This window comes from Pseudomonas sp. RIT411, assembly GCF_003057735.2.
In the GTDB taxonomy this organism is placed as follows: Bacteria; Pseudomonadota; Gammaproteobacteria; order Pseudomonadales; family Pseudomonadaceae; genus Chryseomonas; species Chryseomonas oryzihabitans.
Genome location: NZ_QBIZ02000004.1, coordinates 288978 through 304311, shown reverse-complemented (window position 1 = coordinate 304311; position 15334 = coordinate 288978). Strand labels below are relative to the sequence as shown.

Below are 15334 nucleotides of genomic sequence, written 5' to 3'. Positions count from 1 at the left end.
CCGAGGGCAGCCAGGGCGGCGTCCAGGGAGTCCTGCTGCTGACGTTCGTACAGCGCCATCTCGTCGAGCACCGGCGCACCCAGGGCGGCTTCGAAGGCGGCGCGATTGCCGCCGCTCTGGTATTCCTGCTGGCTGCCGGCGCCCAGGTTGGACTGGAAGATGCCCGCGGCGCTGACCGGCAGGAAGTCTTCGTAGGTGATGGGATCGGCCAGGAGTTGGCCGGCGGCGATCAGGGCCTCGGGATCGCGGCTATCGCTAGCCGCCTGGCTGCCGGGCGCAGCGCGATAGTGGAACCAGGCCAGACCCTGACGGCGCAGCTCGTCCCAGTTGTCGGGCAGCGCCTGGAACACCTCGGCCAATACCGTTGCGTAGTCACTGCCGGCCGCCTTGCTGCGCTGGCGGACCTCCTGCAGCAGTTCGTCGTAGCGCTGGCGACCGGCCGGCGTGAGGGCGATGCCGCGCTGTTCGATTTCACCGAAGCGCGCCGTGTGCGAGCCCTGGACCTCGCCCTGGAACAGGATGGGTTCTTCTAGGGCCTTGAAGCTGGTCTGGCGCAGCAGGATGGGGCACTGGCGGCGGGGAGGGCCTTCGATGGTTTCCTTGGGCGCGATGCCGCGGGCGGGCATCTGCGCCTGGACGGCGTCGATGTCGAGGGTGCGCGGGGTCAGGTGGTTGATGTGCGGCCCCTTGAAGCAGACCACGTCGGCGATCAGTCGGTGGGCAGCGTGCAGGCGGTGGTAGAGACTGGCGTCGACATTAGCCTCGCGGTGCCAGCGAAAGGTCTCCAGGGCTTCCTGGACGAAGGCAGCGGCCTCGGCATCCGTCAGTCCGCCCTGCGCTTCGGCGCGCTCGATCAACTCCAGTGCGCCCGGGGTGAAGATGCGCCGCGCGTTCAGCACCCCTTCGGCCAGCTGGCGCAACTCGGCGTCTTCGATCAGCTCCAGGCGCAGCAGCGAGGTGAAGACGCGAAACGGATTGACCTGCAGGGCGGCCGGCTCCACCGGACGGAAGGCGGTGGAATGCACCGGCACCCCGGCCACGCTCAGATCGTAGTAGCCGACCGGCTGCATGCCCATCACGGCGAACAGGCGGCGCAGGGTGGCCAGCTCGGCGGCGGTGCCGACGCGAATGGCGCCATGGCGCTCCAGATCCAGGCGCTCCGCGGAATCTCCGGCGAAGCCCGGTTGTCCGGCGTTCACCTCGGCGACCAGTTCCAGCAGGGTGCCGTACTGGGGCACCTCCTGGCGGTACATCGCCGACATGGCCTGGGAAAAGCGGGTGCGGATCAGATCCGGGGAAAGCAGCGACGCGGCGGTCATGGGAGCGGCTCCTGGCTCAGGCTAGAAGCCGATTTCGACATGCCCGCACGGGCTGCTCAAGCGATCTTTGCTCATTGGATCATTCCCCGGGGGAATGGGCGGATGCCTCAGTGATCCTTGTGCTGGGTCTTGGGCTTCTTCACGTGATCGGTGCCGGTATCGCTGCCCGAACCGCTGCTGGAACCGTTGTCGGCCGCACCAACGCCGGTGCTGGGCGCCTTTTCCATGCCATGGGTGCTGGTGGGATCGGGTCGCGCGGGGGTGGCCGGGGGATTGGTCGGGCTGGTCTGGGCCAGGGCGGCGCCGGACAGGCTGAGGCCCAGGATCAGGGCAGAGAGCAGGGAAGAGGTACGCATGGGAGGACTCCTCGGAACGGATGCACTCCCTTTAGGCACCTCCCCCGCGGGGAGGTGCCGCGCCGCGGATCAGCTGCCGCTGGTGCTGGCCTTGTGGACCTTCTTGTGCGCCACCTTCTTGTGGTGGGTGGTGGTCTGCTTGCCGGTCTTGGCCGGGCTGCTGCTCGTCGCGGCAGGCGGCGTTGCCGGATCGGCGGGCGCCGTCTGGGCGAAGGCGGCGGAGGTGGCCAGCAGGCCGGCGAGGGTCAGGCAGAGGGTGGTGCTTTTCATGGAAGTCACTCCTTCGGTGGCTGATTGCAGCCCCAGTTAGCCGCCTTTCGCCCGGCAAAACCGTGTCCCCTTCCACAGCCAGGGCCATTGGTAACAAGATATTTCAATCGACTGCCAAGGCGTTAACAGTCTGGCAACCCCTTCGTCGGGGCCCCGGCTTGGGCATAATGCCGAGACGCCCCCTTACCGTAGCCGCGTATGCCCAAGAGTCCTCATCTCCCCAAGCGCCCCCGCTGGAGCAGCCTGCTGCTGCTGGCCCTGGGTCTGACGCTGCTGCTGATTCCGCTGCGCTATGCGGCCCAGCACTATTACGAGGCGCAACTGGCCGAGCAGAACGGTCAGACGCTGGACCTCTATGTCGCCAACCTGCTGGGCACCCTGCGCCGCTACGAGGTGCTGCCGGATCTGCTGGGCGATCTGCCGGTGCTGCGTCATGCCCTGGAAGGCCAGCGTGACGGCGGCGCCCAGGACGCCGCCAGCCAGATGCTGGAAGACATCCGCCAACGTACCGGGGCGGATGTCATCTACCTGATGCAGGACGACGGCACCTGCCTGGCCAGCTCCAACTATCGCCAGGCGGACAGCTTCGTCGGTCGCGACTTCTCCTTCCGGCCCTATTACAAGGCGGCCATGCAGGGCCAGCCGGGGCGCTTCTTCGGCCTGGGCACCACCTCCAGCAAACGCGGCTACTATTTCGCCGCCGCCGTGCGTGACGGGGCGCGCGCCATCGGCGTGGTGGTGGTCAAGGTCGATCTGGACAGTGCGGAAAAGCTCTGGGGCAACGCGCCCGAGCAGTTGCTGGTGACCGATGACCTGGGCGTGGTCATCCTCACCTCCCATGACGCCTGGCGCTTTCGCGCCACCCATCCGCTGGACGAGCGCCAGCGCGAGCAGGTCAACGCCAACCGGCCCTACCCCACCACCAATCCGGCGCCCCTGACCCTGGTGCCCGGCGACTGGCTGACCCAGACCCGCAATCTCGACGAGGTGGGCTGGAACGCGCAGATCCTGGCGCCGCGGGAGATGGTCGAGCGCCAGGTGCGCAGCGCCCTCTATGTCGGCGCGGCCACCCTGCTGGCGCTGCTCCTGCTGCTGGTGGTCATGACCCTGAGACGGCGCCACTTCATCGAGCGCCTGGCGCTGGATGCCCGGGCCAAGCGTGACCTGGAGCTGAACGTGGAGGAGCGCACCCGCGACCTGCAGACGCTCAACGCGCGGCTGCAGCAGGAGGTGCACGATCGCGAGCAGGCGCAGCGCGAACTCATGCGCGCCCAGGACGAAGCCGTGCAGGCCGGCAAGCTGTCGGCGCTGGGGACCATGTCCGCCAGCATCAGTCACGAACTCAACCAGCCGCTGGCGGCCATCCGCAGCTACACGGAAAACGCCGTGGTGCTGCTCGACCACGATCGCCTGGACGATGCCCGCGGCAATCTCAAGCTGATCGGCGAGCTGACCACACGCATGGCCAACATCATCGCCCACCTCAAGGCCTATGCCCGCGGCGCCCGCCGCGCGCCGGAGAGCGTGGTGCTGCAGGGCGCCCTGGAAGACGCCCTGGCGCTGGTCGCCGCCCGGCGCCGGGCCATGCAGGTGGAGCTGATCCGCGACCTGCCCGATGCGCCGCTGTGGGTGCAGGCCGGTGAGACCCGCCTGCGGCAGATCATCAGCAACCTGCTGAGCAATGCCCTCGACGCCCTGGCGGAAAAGACCAGCACCCGCCGGCTGTGGCTGACCACCAGCATCGACGAGCGCGGCGTGACCCTGATCCTGAGGGACAACGGTCCGGGCTTTTCCAGCGAAGCCCTGGCCCGCGCCCACGAACCCTTTTTCACCACCAAGGCCACCGCCCAGGGTCTCGGCCTGGGTCTGGCGATCTGCGATAACCTGTTGCGGACCCTCGGCGGTCACCTGCACCTGTCCAACCATCTCGACGGTGGCGCCGAGGTGCGCCTCTATCTGCTGCACGGCAAACCCGGGGTCGCGTCGGTACCCCAGGAAGAAGTCCGCGGTTGACCGTACTGCCCCTTACCTTAGGTTCCTTGCCATGAGCGCCCTGCCCCCCTTCGACCCCGCCAGCCAGATCCTGTTGATCGACGATGACGCCCACCTGCGCCTGGCCCTGAGCCAGACCCTGGACCTGGCCGGCTTCAAGGTGACGACGCTGGCCGATGCCCGCGACCTGGAAATGGCCACCGTGCGCGACTGGCCCGGCGTGGTGGTGAGCGACATCCGCATGCCCGGCATCGATGGCCTGGAGTTGCTCGCCCAGTTGCACCAGCGCGACGCCGAATTGCCAGTGGTGCTGATCACCGGTCATGGCGACGTGCCCCTGGCGGTCCAGGCCATGCGCGCCGGCGCCTATGACTTCCTGGAAAAGCCCTTCGCCAACGACGCCCTGATCGACAGCGTGCGCCGCGCCCTGGGCGCCCGCCACCTGGTGCTGGAAAACCGCAGCCTGCGCCTGGCCCTGGCCGAGCGCCATGAGCTGCAGACCCGGCTGATCGGCCAGACCCCGGGCATGGCCCGCCTGCGCGACCAGATCGGCGCCCTCGCCGCGACCCAGGCAGATGTGCTCATCCATGGCGAAACCGGTGCCGGCAAGGAGGTGGTGGCCCGTGCCCTGCACGACCTGTCGAATCGCCGCGACGGCCCCTTCGTCGCCATCAACGCCGGCGCCCTCGCCGAATCCGTGGTGGAGAGCGAACTCTTCGGCCACGAACAGGGCGCCTTCACCGGGGCCCAGAAGCGCCGTATCGGCAAATTCGAATACGCCAGCGGCGGCACCCTCTTTCTCGACGAGATCGAGAGCATGAGCCTGGATGTCCAGGTCAAGCTGCTGCGCCTGCTGCAGGAGCGCAAGGTCGAGCGCCTCGGCTCCAACCAGCAGATCCCCCTGGATATCCGGGTGGTCGCCGCCACCAAGGAAGACCTGCGCCAGGCCGCCGACCAGGGCCGCTTCCGCGCCGACCTCTACTACCGGCTCAATGTCGCCACCCTGCGCATCCCCGCCCTGCGCGAGCGCAGCGAAGACATCCTGCCCCTGTTCCGCCACTTCGCCCTGGCCGCCGCCCAGCGCCACGGCACCCCGCTGCGCGAACCCGATGCCGAGCAGCGCGCCGCCCTGATCGCCCACAGCTGGCCGGGCAACGTGCGCGAATTGCAGAACGCCGCCGAGCGTTTCGCCCTGGGGCTGGAGCTGGCGCTGGACAACAGCGCCTATGCGCCCCTGGCGCCCATGACAACGACGCCCGTGGCCGCTTCCACGGCGGCGGCACCCGCGGCGGCCGCCCTCGCCGCCGGGCTGGGCGAGCAGGTCGAGGCCTTCGAACGCGAACTCATCCAGCGCGAACTGGCCCGCCCCCACGCCTCCCTGCGCAGCCTGGCCGAAGCCCTGGGCCTGCCGCGCAAGACGCTGTCCGACAAGCTGCGCAAGCACGACCTGCAGTTCACCGGTGGCGCGGCGGACGACGGGGACTGACCAAGGTCGGCTGGTCGCGCCTGGCCAGGAGTGGCAGAGTGCGGGACTCAGACGTCGTGTAACAGGCGTCGTGCAACAGACGTCGTGTAACAGGCGTTCGCGCAAGGAGACCCTCTTGACCTCGCTCATGCTCGCAGAAGCCGCCGCCAGCGGCGCGGCGGTCGCTCGCCAACTGGCGACCATCGACCAGGCCCTGGCGGCGCTGGCCGACGACCTCAGAGCCCACCCGCCGCAGTTGGCGCTGACCGTGGCGCGCGGCAGTTCGGACCATGCGGCCAGCTATTTCGCCTACCTGGCCATGGCCCACCTGGGACTGCCGGTGCTGTCGCTGCCGCCTTCGCTGATGACCCTGCGCCAGGCGCCGCTGCGCGTCGAAGGCCAGCTCGCCCTGGGCTTTTCCCAGTCCGGGCGCAGTCCCGATCTGATCGAGACGCTGTCCGCCCTGGATCGCTACGGCGCCCGCACCGCCGCCCTGGTCAACGAGATCGATTCGCCCTTGGCCCTGGCCTGCCGCCACGCCATAGGCGTGCAGGCCGGACCCGAACAGAGCGTCGCCGCCACCAAGAGTTTTATCGCCACCCTGGCCGCCGCGGCTCGTCTGATCGCCCACTGGCAGCAGGACGAGACCCTGCTGGCCGCCGGCGCGGCCTTGCCCGAAGCGCTGGATCGCGCAGCCGAGCTGAGCTGGGCGCCGGCGCTGCCGGTATTGCGCGACGCCGAGCGCTGCATGGTGGTCGGCCGCGGCCCAGGTTTCGCCATCGCCCAGGAGGCCGCGCTCAAGCTCAAGGAGACCTCGGCGCTGCAGGGCGAGGCCTTCAGCGGCGCGGAATTGCAGCATGGGCCCCTGGCGCTGGTGGAGCGCGGCTATCCGCTGCTGATCTTTGCCCTGCGCGGCCCCGAGCAGGCCGGTCTGCTGCACCTGGCGCGGGACCTGCGCGGACGCGGCGCCCGGGTGCTGCTGGCCGCGCCGGACGAGGTGGCCGAGCGTGACCTGCCCCTCACCGTCGCCGGCCATCCGGACCTGGACGGCCTGCTGGCGATCCAGAGCTTCTATCGCATGGCCGCCTTGCTGGCCGAGGCCCGGGGCCAGGACCCGGACCAGCCGCGCCACCTGCGCAAGGTTACCCTCACCCGCTGAGGGGACGATCCTCGGCCCAGGCGCTCCGGCATCCGGCGCGCCTGTTTTCGCGCCTCAATCCGGAGAGCTAAGTCTTTGGAGCTAGCTGCCGCCGGCTGGTCGACGGGTAATCTGCCAAGCGGTCCACAGAGCCGTTAAGTCGCTGGAAATCGGTCAATTTTTTCTTGTCGCTCCCGGCGATTTGTCTCAGCGTTCGCGCAACGGATGATGAGACAGCCCATATGGACATGCGCGCGATACCTGCGAGCAAGGTCTGCCTGACGACAGGAAACGTCCTCCTGGCAGAACTGCTCAAACCCTTTCTGGAAGAACGCCACGGCATCGAGCTGAGTTGCGCCCGCGAGCTGGACGCAGCCGGCGACGCCGGCCTGGTGCTGGTCGATCTCGGCAGCGTGCCCGAGCCGGCGCTGGAGCGCTGGCTGGAAGGCCTGACGCCGGCGGTCACGGTGGCCTTTCTCAATGCCAGCGTCGAACAGGCCCTGCCCTGGGTCGAACGCTTTCCCGCCATCCAGGGCGTGTTCGCCCCCCAGGCCAGTCGCGACCAGCTGCTGCAGGGGCTGGGCGCCCTGCTGGCCGGCGAGGACTGGCTGCCCCGCGCCATCCTGGCCCACCTGCTGCGCCGCTCCCGCGAGCGCCCCAGCATCGCCGCCGACGGCCTGACCCGCCGCGAGCGGGAGATCCTCCGGCTGGTCGGTCGCGGGCTGTCCAACGCCGCCATCGGCGAGACGCTGTGCCTGAGCACCCACACGGTCAAGAGCCACATGCACAACCTGCTGCGCAAGACCGGCGCGGCCAATCGCGCCGAGGCGGCGCTGCGCTTCCATGCCGGGCAGGACCTGCCGGGATGAAGGCGGTCTGGCTGCTGTTCGGCCTGCTGCTGGCCGGACCGCTGCGGGCCGAGGGCGAGCTGATCCAGGGACTGCTGGTGGACAACACCATCTCCCGCTTCGGCCACGACTTCTATCGCCATTTCGCCGACCGCCTGACCGACACCACCGACCTGGATTTCAACCTGGTGGTGCGCGAACGGCCGTCGGCGCGCTGGGGCAGCCTGGTCTGGGTCGAGTACGAACAGCGGCTGCTCTATCGCCAGTTCATTCCGCCCAACAACAGCGAACTCAAGGATGCCGCCTACGCCGCGGCGGACCAGGTCCACGAGGGCATCACCCAACGCCGCCTGGAAAATCTGCTGCAGGACACTTTCGACATGGAAAAGGACGAGTTATGAACGCGCACGCCTGGAAGGCCCTGCCCCTGCTCTGCACCCTGGGCGTCGCCCCGGCCATGGCGACCGAACTGGTCTATACGCCGGTGAATCCGTCCTTTGGCGGCAATCCGCTCAACGGCACCTACCTGCTGAACAACGCCACCGCCCAGGATCGCCACAAGGATCCCGACCTGCGCAGCAGCGCCAGCAGCCAGTCGCCCCTCGAGCGCTTCACCAGCCAGCTGGAATCGCGGCTGCTGTCCCAGGTGCTGACCGACATCAAGGACGGCAACTCGGGCACCCTCTCCACCGACCAGTTCATCGTCAACATCGTCGACGACTCCGGCAACCTGACCGTGCAGATCACCGATCGCGGTACCGGGGAGATTTCGGAAATCTCCGTCAACGGCTTCAACCAACCCTGAGCACGGATGCCTGCCATGAACGCCTTTTCCCTGGCGGCGGCCCTGACCGCCGCCCTCGTCCTGACCGGCTGCGTGCGCGATCCCATGCCCGCCGAACAGAACGCCGCGCCGACCCTGACGCCGCGTGCCTCCACCTACTACGACCTGCTGGCGCTGCCGCCGCCCAAGGGTCCGCTGGTGGCCGCCGTCTACGGCTTCCGCGACCAGACCGGGCAATACAAGCCCAATCCGGCCAGTTCCTTTTCCACCGCCGTCACCCAGGGCGCCGGCAGCATGCTGGTGGACGCCCTGCAGGCCAGCGGCTGGTTCGTGGTGCTCGAACGCGAGGGCCTGCAGAACCTGCTGACCGAGCGCAAGATCATCCGCGCCACCCAGAACAAGCCGGACCTGCCGGAAAATCTGCAGCAGGCGCTGCCCTCGCTGCAGGCGGCCAACCTGCTGCTCGAAGGCGGCGTGGTGGCCTACGACACCAACGTGCGCAGCGGCGGCGAAGGGGCGCGCTACCTGGGCATCGGCCTGTCCGAGGAATACCGGGTGGATCAGGTGACGGTCAATCTGCGCGCCATCGACACCCGCAGCGGTCGGGTGCTGGCCAATGTCATGACCTCCAAGACCATCTATTCCATCGGCCGCCAGGCCGGGGTCTTCAAGTTCATCGAATTCAAGAAGCTGCTCGAAGCCGAGTCCGGCTACACCACCAATGAGCCGGCGCAGCTGTGCGTGCTCTCGGCCATCGAGGCGGCGGTCGCCCATCTGGTCGCCCAGGGCGTGGAGCGGCGGCTGTGGCTGGTGGCCGACGGTCGCGATCCGCGGGATCCGGCGCTGACCAAGTACCTGGAGCCGACCCGGCGCTAGGGATTAAGCCGCCAGCCCCGCGGGATTCGCTCCCTGGAGCGATAGCGATGGGCCAGGCGGCTCCGGACAATGCCAGGCGGAGAATCCAAGGCAACGATGGTGACAGAGATGCGCAGCCCAACCCGCGGCCTGATCGTGGTCCTTGCCCTGGTACTCGGCCTGGACGCCCTGGCGTCGGCCGCCGATCTCATGGAGACCGGCGACCTGGGGCAGGCGCCCGCAGCCGGGCGCGAAGCCGCCATCCGCCAGCTCGGCGTAGGCAACCAGGCGCTCATCGACCAGCGTGGCACCGCGCTGCGCGCTCAGGTCGCCCAAAGCGGCGCTGCCCAGGAAGCCCGCATCCTGCAGGATGGCACTGAACTGAGCGCGGTCATCCTCCAGGGCGGCTACGGCAACGTGGCGCGCATCGAGCAGGTCGGCAGCGGCAACCAGGCCGACATCCTGCAACTCGGCGTCCAGGGCAACGCCCGCATCGAACAGCACGGCTCGGGCCTGTCCAGCCGCATCGTCCAGTACGGAAGCAACCAGAACACGGTGGTACGTCAGTACCGCTGATGGCACTCATGGAGATCAGACAGATGTTTCTACTCAGGCCCCTGGCCGCCCTGACGCTGGCCCTCGTGGCGGCCAACGCCCTCGCCCAGAACAGCACCGCCACCGTCCAGCAGGATGGCAACAGCGGCACCATCACCCTGGACCAGAGCGGCCCCGGCAACAGCGCGTCGCTCTATCAGCTGCAGGGCGAAGGCAACACGATCAGCGTGGTCCAGACCGGCGCCAGCAGCGCCACCATCACCCAGGGCGGCGATATCTACGGCTACGCCCAGGGCAACGTGGCGAACCTGCGCCAGGAAGGCGGCAGCAACGTCCATACCCTGGCTCAGGACGGCTTCGGCAACCAGGCCAGCATCACCTCCGTGGGCAGCAACAGCGGCGCCCTGGTCCAGTCGGCCTCCAGCGCCCAGCTGACCCTGGAGCAGAATGGCGACAACAACCAGGTGCGGGTCGACCAGAGCGGCGATGCCGTGACGGCCACCCTCAGTCAGACCGGCACCGACAACCGCATCGACCTGACCCAGCAGGGCTACTCGGTCGACACCGTGGAGCTGACCCAGCGCGGCCAAGCCAACGTCGCCACGGTGCTCTCCTCCGGCAAGTTCAACGAACTGAGCTTTACCCAGGACGGCAATCGCAACACCCTGAACGTCAACCAGGCCGGTCGCGGCAATCGCTTCAGCGGCAGCTCCACCGGCGACGACAACCTGGCCAGCGTCACCGTCCAGGGCGACAGCAACCAGACCAGCATCGTCCAGACCGGCAACGGCAACGAAGCGCGTCTCGACGTTACCAGTGCCATCAGCACGGCCAGCGTCAGCCAGGTCGGCGACAGCAACCGCGCGAGCATCCTGCAGACTTCGGCCAACTTCAACGGCTTCAACGACAGCGCGCAGATCTCGCAGAGCGGCTTCGGCAACAGCGCCACCATCAACCAGCGGTGAAACCCGTCGCCTGGCTAATCGCGGCCCTCCTGCCCCTGGCGGGCGGCGCCGCGGCCAGCGCCCGTCTGGAGCTGCAGCCGCAACCGGCGGGCGCTCAGGTGGAGCTGTGCTTCGCCGGCGAAGACGCACCCCTGCGCTACGAACTCATCGTCGAATTGCACGGCCCGGGGGGCGTCGCCCGCACCCGCCAGGCCGGCGAGGCCAGAGGTGACGGCTGCCCGGTGATCACGCGCCTGGGCGCGGCGCCAGGCAGCCTGATCGAGGCCAGGCTTAGTTGGCAGCGGCAGGGCCAGGCGCAGCCCGCCATCGAGCAACGCCTGCAGCTGTAGCTCGGCACAGAGGTTTCACGTGGAACCCCGGGCTACAGGGTCAGCGGCAATTCCAGCGGGGTCTGCTGCCGCGCCGCCAGGCGCTGCTGGAATTCGGCCGGATCATGGATCAGCACGTCCTGACCGGCAAAGGCCTGAGCGGCGATCAGGCGTGACAGCCAGAAGCGTACGCAGGCGACCCGCAGCAGCACCGGCCACAATTCGGCTTCGCGCGGCGTGAAGTGGCGGTCGGCGGCATAGGCCGCCAGCAGCGCCCGGGCGCGTGGCAGGTCCAGCGCGCCGCTCTCGGTGGAGCACCAGTCGTTCACCGTGATGGCGAGGTCATAGAGCATCCAGCCGGAACTGGCGTTGTAGAAGTCGATGACGCCCGACAGCCGGGGGCCGTCGAACATCACGTTGTCGCGGAACAGGTCGCCGTGCAGATTGGCCTCGGGCAGCGGCGGCTGCTCGCTCAGCAACTCGCGGATCTCCGCCAGGGTGCGCTCCAGCAATGGCCGGGCGGTCGCGTCCAGGGTCGGCGCCAAGCGCTCGCCTTCGGTCAGCATCCAGGCCAGGCCGCGATCACTGGCGCGTTCGATGCGTTTTTCACCCGCAGTAGCCCGGTGCAGATGGCCCAGCAGGTGGCCGACTTCGCTGCAGTGATGGGGATTGGGTGCACGCTCGTGGCGACCGGCCAGGCGCGGTTGCAGCAGCGCCGGCTTGCCGGCCAGTTCGCGCAGGGCCTGGCCATCCTGGGTGCGCACCGCATAGGGCACCGGCAGGTCGGCGTCGTGGAGGACGTCGAGCAGTTCGATGAAGAACGGCATCTCCGCCACCGGGCCGCGCTCCACCAGGGTCAGGACGAATTCGCCGCCTTCCAGGCTGATGAAGTAGTTGGTGTTTTCCGAGCCCTCGGCGATGCCCCGGAAATCCCGCAGCCGGCCCAGGCCATAGGGCGCGAGAAAGGCTTCGAGGGTGGGACGATCGAGGGGCGTGAAAACGGACATGACGGGGCCTGGCGGAGGAATGTGCGAGCGGCGCGCAGTTTACCGGTCCAGGCGCCTTGCGCCTACCAGCTGAACAGGCGCCAGCTGGGGACGTGCAGGGTCGGCTTGTCGTTGGCGGCGGTGCTGCTGCCATCGGCGGGCACCAGTTCGTAGGGCGCGCCATGCTTGGGGATGACCCGGGTGGACTGCAGCACGCCGCGGATGCGCGTCTCCTCGATGGTCTGGTCGCCGGCCTGATAGCGGATCACCTTGATCTCGTCAGGCAGGGGCTTTTCGCCCGGTGGCAGCGGTTCCGCGGCCTGGACCAGCGGCGCCAGCAGCAACGCGGCGAAGAGGAAGCGACGAGCACCCATGGTAACCTTTGACCTTTTGAACGGAGCGAGTGGTCGATTCTAGAACCCGGCCTTGCAGTCGTCGAGACTGGCCGGACAGACGCCGCACACGCCACGACAAAGGTCTAGACCATGAGCCACGCCCCTCTCGTCCTGGTGGACGGTTCCTCCTATCTCTATCGCGCCTTCCACGCCCTGCCGCCGCTGATGACCTCCACCGGCAAGCCGACCGGCGCGGTGAAGGGCGTGCTCAACATGTTGCTCTCGCTGCGCCGCCAGTATCCGGACAGCCTCTTCGCCGTGGTCTTCGACGCCAAGGGCCCGACCTTCCGCGACGAACTCTTCGCCGACTACAAGGCCCAGCGACCGGCCATGCCCGACGACCTGCGCGGCCAGGTCGAGCCGCTGCACGCCTGCATCCGCGCCCTGGGCCTGCCGCTGCTGGCCGTCGAAGGGGTGGAAGCCGACGACGTCATCGGCACCCTCGCCCGCCACTGCGCCAGCGCCGAGCGCCCGGTGGTGATCTCCACCGGCGACAAGGACATGGCCCAGCTGGTCTGCCCCTATGTCACCCTGGTCAACACCATGAGCGGCAGCGTGCTGGACGTGGAAGGGGTCAGGACCAAGTTCGGCGTGGGTCCGGAGCTGATCATCGACTACCTGGCGCTGATGGGCGACAAGATCGACAACATCCCCGGGGTGCCCGGGGTGGGCGAGAAGACCGCCGCCGGCCTGCTCAATGGCATCGGCGGTGGCCTGGATACCCTCTACGCCAACCTCGACGCGGTGGCCGCCCTGCCCCTGCGCGGCGCCAAGTCGCTGGCCGCCAAGCTGGACCAGCATCGCGAGCAGGCCTATCTGTCCTACCAGCTGGCGACCATCAAGCTGGACGTGCCGCTGGACCTCACCTTCGAGGAGCTCAATGTCGGCGAGCCCCATGTGGAAGCCCTGATGGCGCTCTACCAGGAGCTGGAATTCAAGTCCTGGCTGGATGACCTGATCCGCGACACCAAGCGCCAGGGCGCGCCCCTGCCGCTGGCCGAGGATGCCGCCACTACCCAGGTGGAAACCCATTACGACACCGTGCTGGAGCAGGCCGACTTCGACGCCTGGCTGGCGCGGCTGCAGGCCGCCGACTGCTTCGCCTTCGACACCGAGACCACCAGCATCGATGCCCAGCGCGCCGAGCTGGTGGGGCTGTCCTTTGCCGTGGCGCCGGGCCAGGCCGCCTATGTGCCCCTGGCCCACAGTTACATGGGCGCGCCCACCCAGCTCGGTCTGGAGCCGGTATTGGCGGCGCTCAAGCCGCTGCTGGAAGACCCGGCCAAGCTCAAGGTCATGCAGCACGGCAAGTACGACCTCAATGTGCTGACCCGCTACGGCATCACGATCCAGGGCATCGCCTTCGACACCATGCTCGAATCCTATGTGCTGGACGCCACCGGCACCCGTCACGACATGGACAGCCTGGCGCTCAAGTACCTGGGCCACAGCACCATCCGTTTCGAGGACATCGCCGGCAAGGGCGCCAAGCAGCTGACCTTCGACCAGATCGCCATCGAGCAGGCCGGGCCCTATGCCGCCGAGGATGCCGACGTCACCCTGCGCCTGCACGAGACCCTCTGGCCCAGGCTGGAGGCCGTGCCGGGCCTGGCGGCGGTGCTGCGCGACATCGAGATGCCGCTGGTGCCGGCGCTGGCGCGCATCGAGCGCAACGGCGCCCTGGTGGATTCGGCGCTGCTCGGGGTGCAGAGCCGCGAGCTGGGCGAGAAGATGATCGCCCTGGAAAAGGAGGCCTATGAGCTGGCCGGCCAGGAATTCAACCTGGGTTCGCCCAAGCAGCTGGGCGAGATCCTCTTCGTCAAGCTGGGCCTGCCGGTGGTCAGCAAGACCGCTTCCGGCCAGCCCTCCACCGCCGAGGCGGTGCTGCAGGAACTGGCCGACCAGGACTTCCCGCTGCCCAAGGTGCTGATGCAGTACCGGCAGATGAGCAAGCTCAAGAGCACCTACACCGACAAGCTGCCACAGCAGATCAATCCGCGCACCGGCCGCATCCACACCAGCTACCACCAGGCGGTGACGGCGACCGGGCGGCTGTCGTCCAGCGACCCGAATCTGCAGAACATTCCGATCCGCACCGCCGAGGGCCGGCGCATTCGCCAGGCCTTCGTCGCACCCAAGGGCTATCGCCTGCTGGCGGCGGACTATTCGCAGATCGAATTGCGCATCATGGCCCACCTGGCCCAGGACGAAGGCCTGCTGCACGCCTTCCAGAACGATCTGGACGTGCACCGCGCCACCGCCGCCGAGGTGATGGGCGTGCCCCTGGAAGAGGTCAGCAACGAGGACCGTCGCCGCGCCAAGGCCATCAACTTCGGCCTGATCTACGGCATGAGCGCCTTCGGCCTGGCCAAGCAGATCGGCGTCGGCCGCGCCGAGGCCCAGGCCTATATCGATCGCTATTTCCAGCGCTATCCGGGCGTGCTGGCCTACATGGAGCGCACCCGCGCCCAGGTGGTGGACCAGGGCTACGTGGAGACCCTCTATGGCCGCCGGCTGTACCTGCCGGACATCCACTCCAAGAACCAGGGCCTGCGTCGGGCAGCCGAACGGGCGGCGATCAACGCGCCCATGCAGGGCACCGCGGCTGACATCATCAAGCGCGCCATGATCGCCGTGGACGCCTGGCTGCAATCGACCCCCGAGCTGGATGCCCGGGTGATCCTGCAGGTGCACGACGAACTGGTGCTGGAGGTGCGCGAGGACCAGGTGGAGCTGCTGCGCGAAGGCCTGCTACCGCTGATGAGTGGCGCCGGCGAGCTGGACGTGCCGCTGCTGGTGGAGTCGGGGGTGGGTGGCAATTGGGATGAGGCGCACTGATCAGTACGCCTGACTGGGTTTGATCGCGGCCATGGCGGTCCGCCGATGCGGCCGCTTCTACTGGTTTAGATCTCACTGTAGGAGCGGCCCATGGCCGCGATTCAGACACCGTAGCTTGGAAACGGAACAACCATTTCCATCTGAGGCCTGGGTGCCGCGCCTCCCCTCACCCCAGCCCTCTCCCAGAGGGAGAGGGGGTGATTCGGAGCGCGGCCTCGACACCGTGGCTCTGTAGCGTGGAAAACGGCGCAGCCTTTTCC

The 15334-nt window shown here is 68.3% G+C and carries 16 protein-coding genes; 11 read left to right on the top strand and 5 right to left on the bottom strand.

The window, feature by feature from the left end; translation table 11 throughout:
* The 3 genes from DBY63_RS08985 to DBY63_RS08975 form a co-directional block, all read right to left on the bottom strand.
* Positions 1–1319: VOC family protein (locus tag DBY63_RS08985; RefSeq protein ID WP_146750244.1), on the bottom strand; the 1319-nt coding region annotated here is incomplete at its 3' end.
* Positions 1320–1426: 107 nt separating this feature from the next.
* The gene (locus DBY63_RS08980; protein ID WP_074583220.1) at positions 1427–1675 is read right to left on the bottom strand and encodes a hypothetical protein; all 249 of its coding nucleotides are present in this window, start codon (positions 1673–1675) and stop codon (positions 1427–1429) included.
* Positions 1676–1744: 69 nt separating this feature from the next.
* Positions 1745–1945: a hypothetical protein gene (locus DBY63_RS08975; protein ID WP_044341184.1), complete on the bottom strand. Its 201-nt coding sequence runs from the start codon at positions 1943–1945 to the stop codon at positions 1745–1747.
* Between the two features lie 198 nt (positions 1946–2143).
* Between DBY63_RS08975 and DBY63_RS08970 the strand changes: the two genes are divergently transcribed.
* From DBY63_RS08970 to DBY63_RS08925, 10 genes are all read left to right on the top strand, one after another.
* The gene (locus DBY63_RS08970) at positions 2144–3958 is read left to right on the top strand and encodes an ATP-binding protein (protein ID WP_074583222.1); all 1815 of its coding nucleotides are present in this window, start codon (positions 2144–2146) and stop codon (positions 3956–3958) included.
* A gap of 31 nt (positions 3959–3989) precedes the next feature.
* Positions 3990–5423 (top strand): sigma-54 dependent transcriptional regulator, encoded by a 1434-nt coding sequence (locus tag DBY63_RS08965; RefSeq protein WP_108582262.1) that lies wholly within the window; start codon positions 3990–3992, stop codon positions 5421–5423.
* Positions 5424–5550: 127 nt separating this feature from the next.
* On the top strand, positions 5551–6561 hold the full coding sequence (locus DBY63_RS08960) for an SIS domain-containing protein (protein ID WP_256594368.1): 1011 nt from the start codon (positions 5551–5553) through the stop codon (positions 6559–6561).
* Positions 6562–6782: 221 nt separating this feature from the next.
* Entirely contained in the window at positions 6783–7409 is a 627-nt protein-coding gene (locus DBY63_RS08955; RefSeq protein ID WP_027597324.1) for a LuxR C-terminal-related transcriptional regulator, read from the top strand.
* Entirely contained in the window at positions 7406–7789 is a 384-nt protein-coding gene (csgE, locus tag DBY63_RS08950) for a curli production assembly/transport protein CsgE (protein WP_108582260.1), read from the top strand. The genes DBY63_RS08955 and csgE overlap by 4 nt, the downstream gene beginning before the upstream one ends.
* Positions 7786–8193 carry a curli assembly protein CsgF gene (locus tag DBY63_RS08945; RefSeq protein ID WP_027597322.1) on the top strand — a complete coding sequence of 136 codons (408 nt, stop codon included), beginning with the start codon at positions 7786–7788 and terminating at the stop codon, positions 8191–8193. Before csgE ends, DBY63_RS08945 begins: the two co-directional genes overlap by 4 nt.
* Before the next feature lie 15 nt (positions 8194–8208).
* A complete protein-coding gene (locus DBY63_RS08940; RefSeq protein WP_017641598.1) occupies positions 8209–9048 on the top strand; it encodes a CsgG/HfaB family protein in 840 nt (279 codons plus the stop codon).
* Positions 9049–9156: 108 nt separating this feature from the next.
* The gene (locus DBY63_RS08935; protein ID WP_027600585.1) at positions 9157–9603 is read left to right on the top strand and encodes a curli fiber surface-exposed nucleator CsgB; all 447 of its coding nucleotides are present in this window, start codon (positions 9157–9159) and stop codon (positions 9601–9603) included.
* A gap of 23 nt (positions 9604–9626) precedes the next feature.
* A complete protein-coding gene (locus DBY63_RS08930) occupies positions 9627–10547 on the top strand; it encodes a hypothetical protein (RefSeq protein WP_244950596.1) in 921 nt (306 codons plus the stop codon).
* Positions 10544–10876, top strand: a complete 333-nt coding sequence (locus tag DBY63_RS08925; RefSeq protein WP_108582258.1) for a hypothetical protein — start codon at positions 10544–10546, stop codon at positions 10874–10876. The genes DBY63_RS08930 and DBY63_RS08925 overlap by 4 nt, the downstream gene beginning before the upstream one ends.
* 32 nt (positions 10877–10908) lie before the next feature.
* Here DBY63_RS08925 and DBY63_RS08920 read toward each other — a convergent pair whose 3' ends face one another.
* Positions 10909–11862 carry a homoserine kinase gene (locus DBY63_RS08920; RefSeq protein WP_077171284.1) on the bottom strand — a complete coding sequence of 318 codons (954 nt, stop codon included), beginning with the start codon at positions 11860–11862 and terminating at the stop codon, positions 10909–10911.
* A gap of 62 nt (positions 11863–11924) precedes the next feature.
* Entirely contained in the window at positions 11925–12215 is a 291-nt protein-coding gene (locus DBY63_RS08915) for a DUF2782 domain-containing protein (protein WP_027597317.1), read from the bottom strand.
* Positions 12216–12326: 111 nt separating this feature from the next.
* Between DBY63_RS08915 and polA the strand changes: the two genes are divergently transcribed.
* Positions 12327–15074, top strand: a complete 2748-nt coding sequence (gene polA / locus DBY63_RS08910) for a DNA polymerase I (RefSeq protein ID WP_108582257.1) — start codon at positions 12327–12329, stop codon at positions 15072–15074.
* Positions 15075–15334: the final 260 nt, after the last annotated feature.

What these genes read in the sequence shown, in the direction of transcription:
- DBY63_RS08935 (WP_027600585.1), top strand. Translation starts at nt 9,157, where the DNA reads ATGCGCAGCCCAACCCGCGGCCTGATCGTGGTCCTTGCCCTGGTACTC.
- DBY63_RS08955 (WP_027597324.1), top strand. Translation starts at nt 6,783, where the DNA reads ATGGACATGCGCGCGATACCTGCGAGCAAGGTCTGCCTGACGACAGGA.
- csgE (WP_108582260.1), top strand. Translation starts at nt 7,406, where the DNA reads ATGAAGGCGGTCTGGCTGCTGTTCGGCCTGCTGCTGGCCGGACCGCTG.
- polA (WP_108582257.1), top strand. Translation starts at nt 12,327, where the DNA reads ATGAGCCACGCCCCTCTCGTCCTGGTGGACGGTTCCTCCTATCTCTAT.
- DBY63_RS08970 (WP_074583222.1), top strand. Translation starts at nt 2,144, where the DNA reads ATGCCCAAGAGTCCTCATCTCCCCAAGCGCCCCCGCTGGAGCAGCCTG.
- DBY63_RS08960 (WP_256594368.1), top strand. Translation starts at nt 5,551, where the DNA reads ATGCTCGCAGAAGCCGCCGCCAGCGGCGCGGCGGTCGCTCGCCAACTG.
- DBY63_RS08920 (WP_077171284.1), bottom strand. Translation starts at nt 11,862, where the DNA reads ATGTCCGTTTTCACGCCCCTCGATCGTCCCACCCTCGAAGCCTTTCTC.
- DBY63_RS08965 (WP_108582262.1), top strand. Translation starts at nt 3,990, where the DNA reads ATGAGCGCCCTGCCCCCCTTCGACCCCGCCAGCCAGATCCTGTTGATC.
- DBY63_RS08975 (WP_044341184.1), bottom strand. Translation starts at nt 1,945, where the DNA reads ATGAAAAGCACCACCCTCTGCCTGACCCTCGCCGGCCTGCTGGCCACC.
- DBY63_RS08940 (WP_017641598.1), top strand. Translation starts at nt 8,209, where the DNA reads ATGAACGCCTTTTCCCTGGCGGCGGCCCTGACCGCCGCCCTCGTCCTG.
- DBY63_RS08930 (WP_244950596.1), top strand. Translation starts at nt 9,627, where the DNA reads ATGTTTCTACTCAGGCCCCTGGCCGCCCTGACGCTGGCCCTCGTGGCG.
- DBY63_RS08945 (WP_027597322.1), top strand. Translation starts at nt 7,786, where the DNA reads ATGAACGCGCACGCCTGGAAGGCCCTGCCCCTGCTCTGCACCCTGGGC.
- DBY63_RS08980 (WP_074583220.1), bottom strand. Translation starts at nt 1,675, where the DNA reads ATGCGTACCTCTTCCCTGCTCTCTGCCCTGATCCTGGGCCTCAGCCTG.
- DBY63_RS08915 (WP_027597317.1), bottom strand. Translation starts at nt 12,215, where the DNA reads ATGGGTGCTCGTCGCTTCCTCTTCGCCGCGTTGCTGCTGGCGCCGCTG.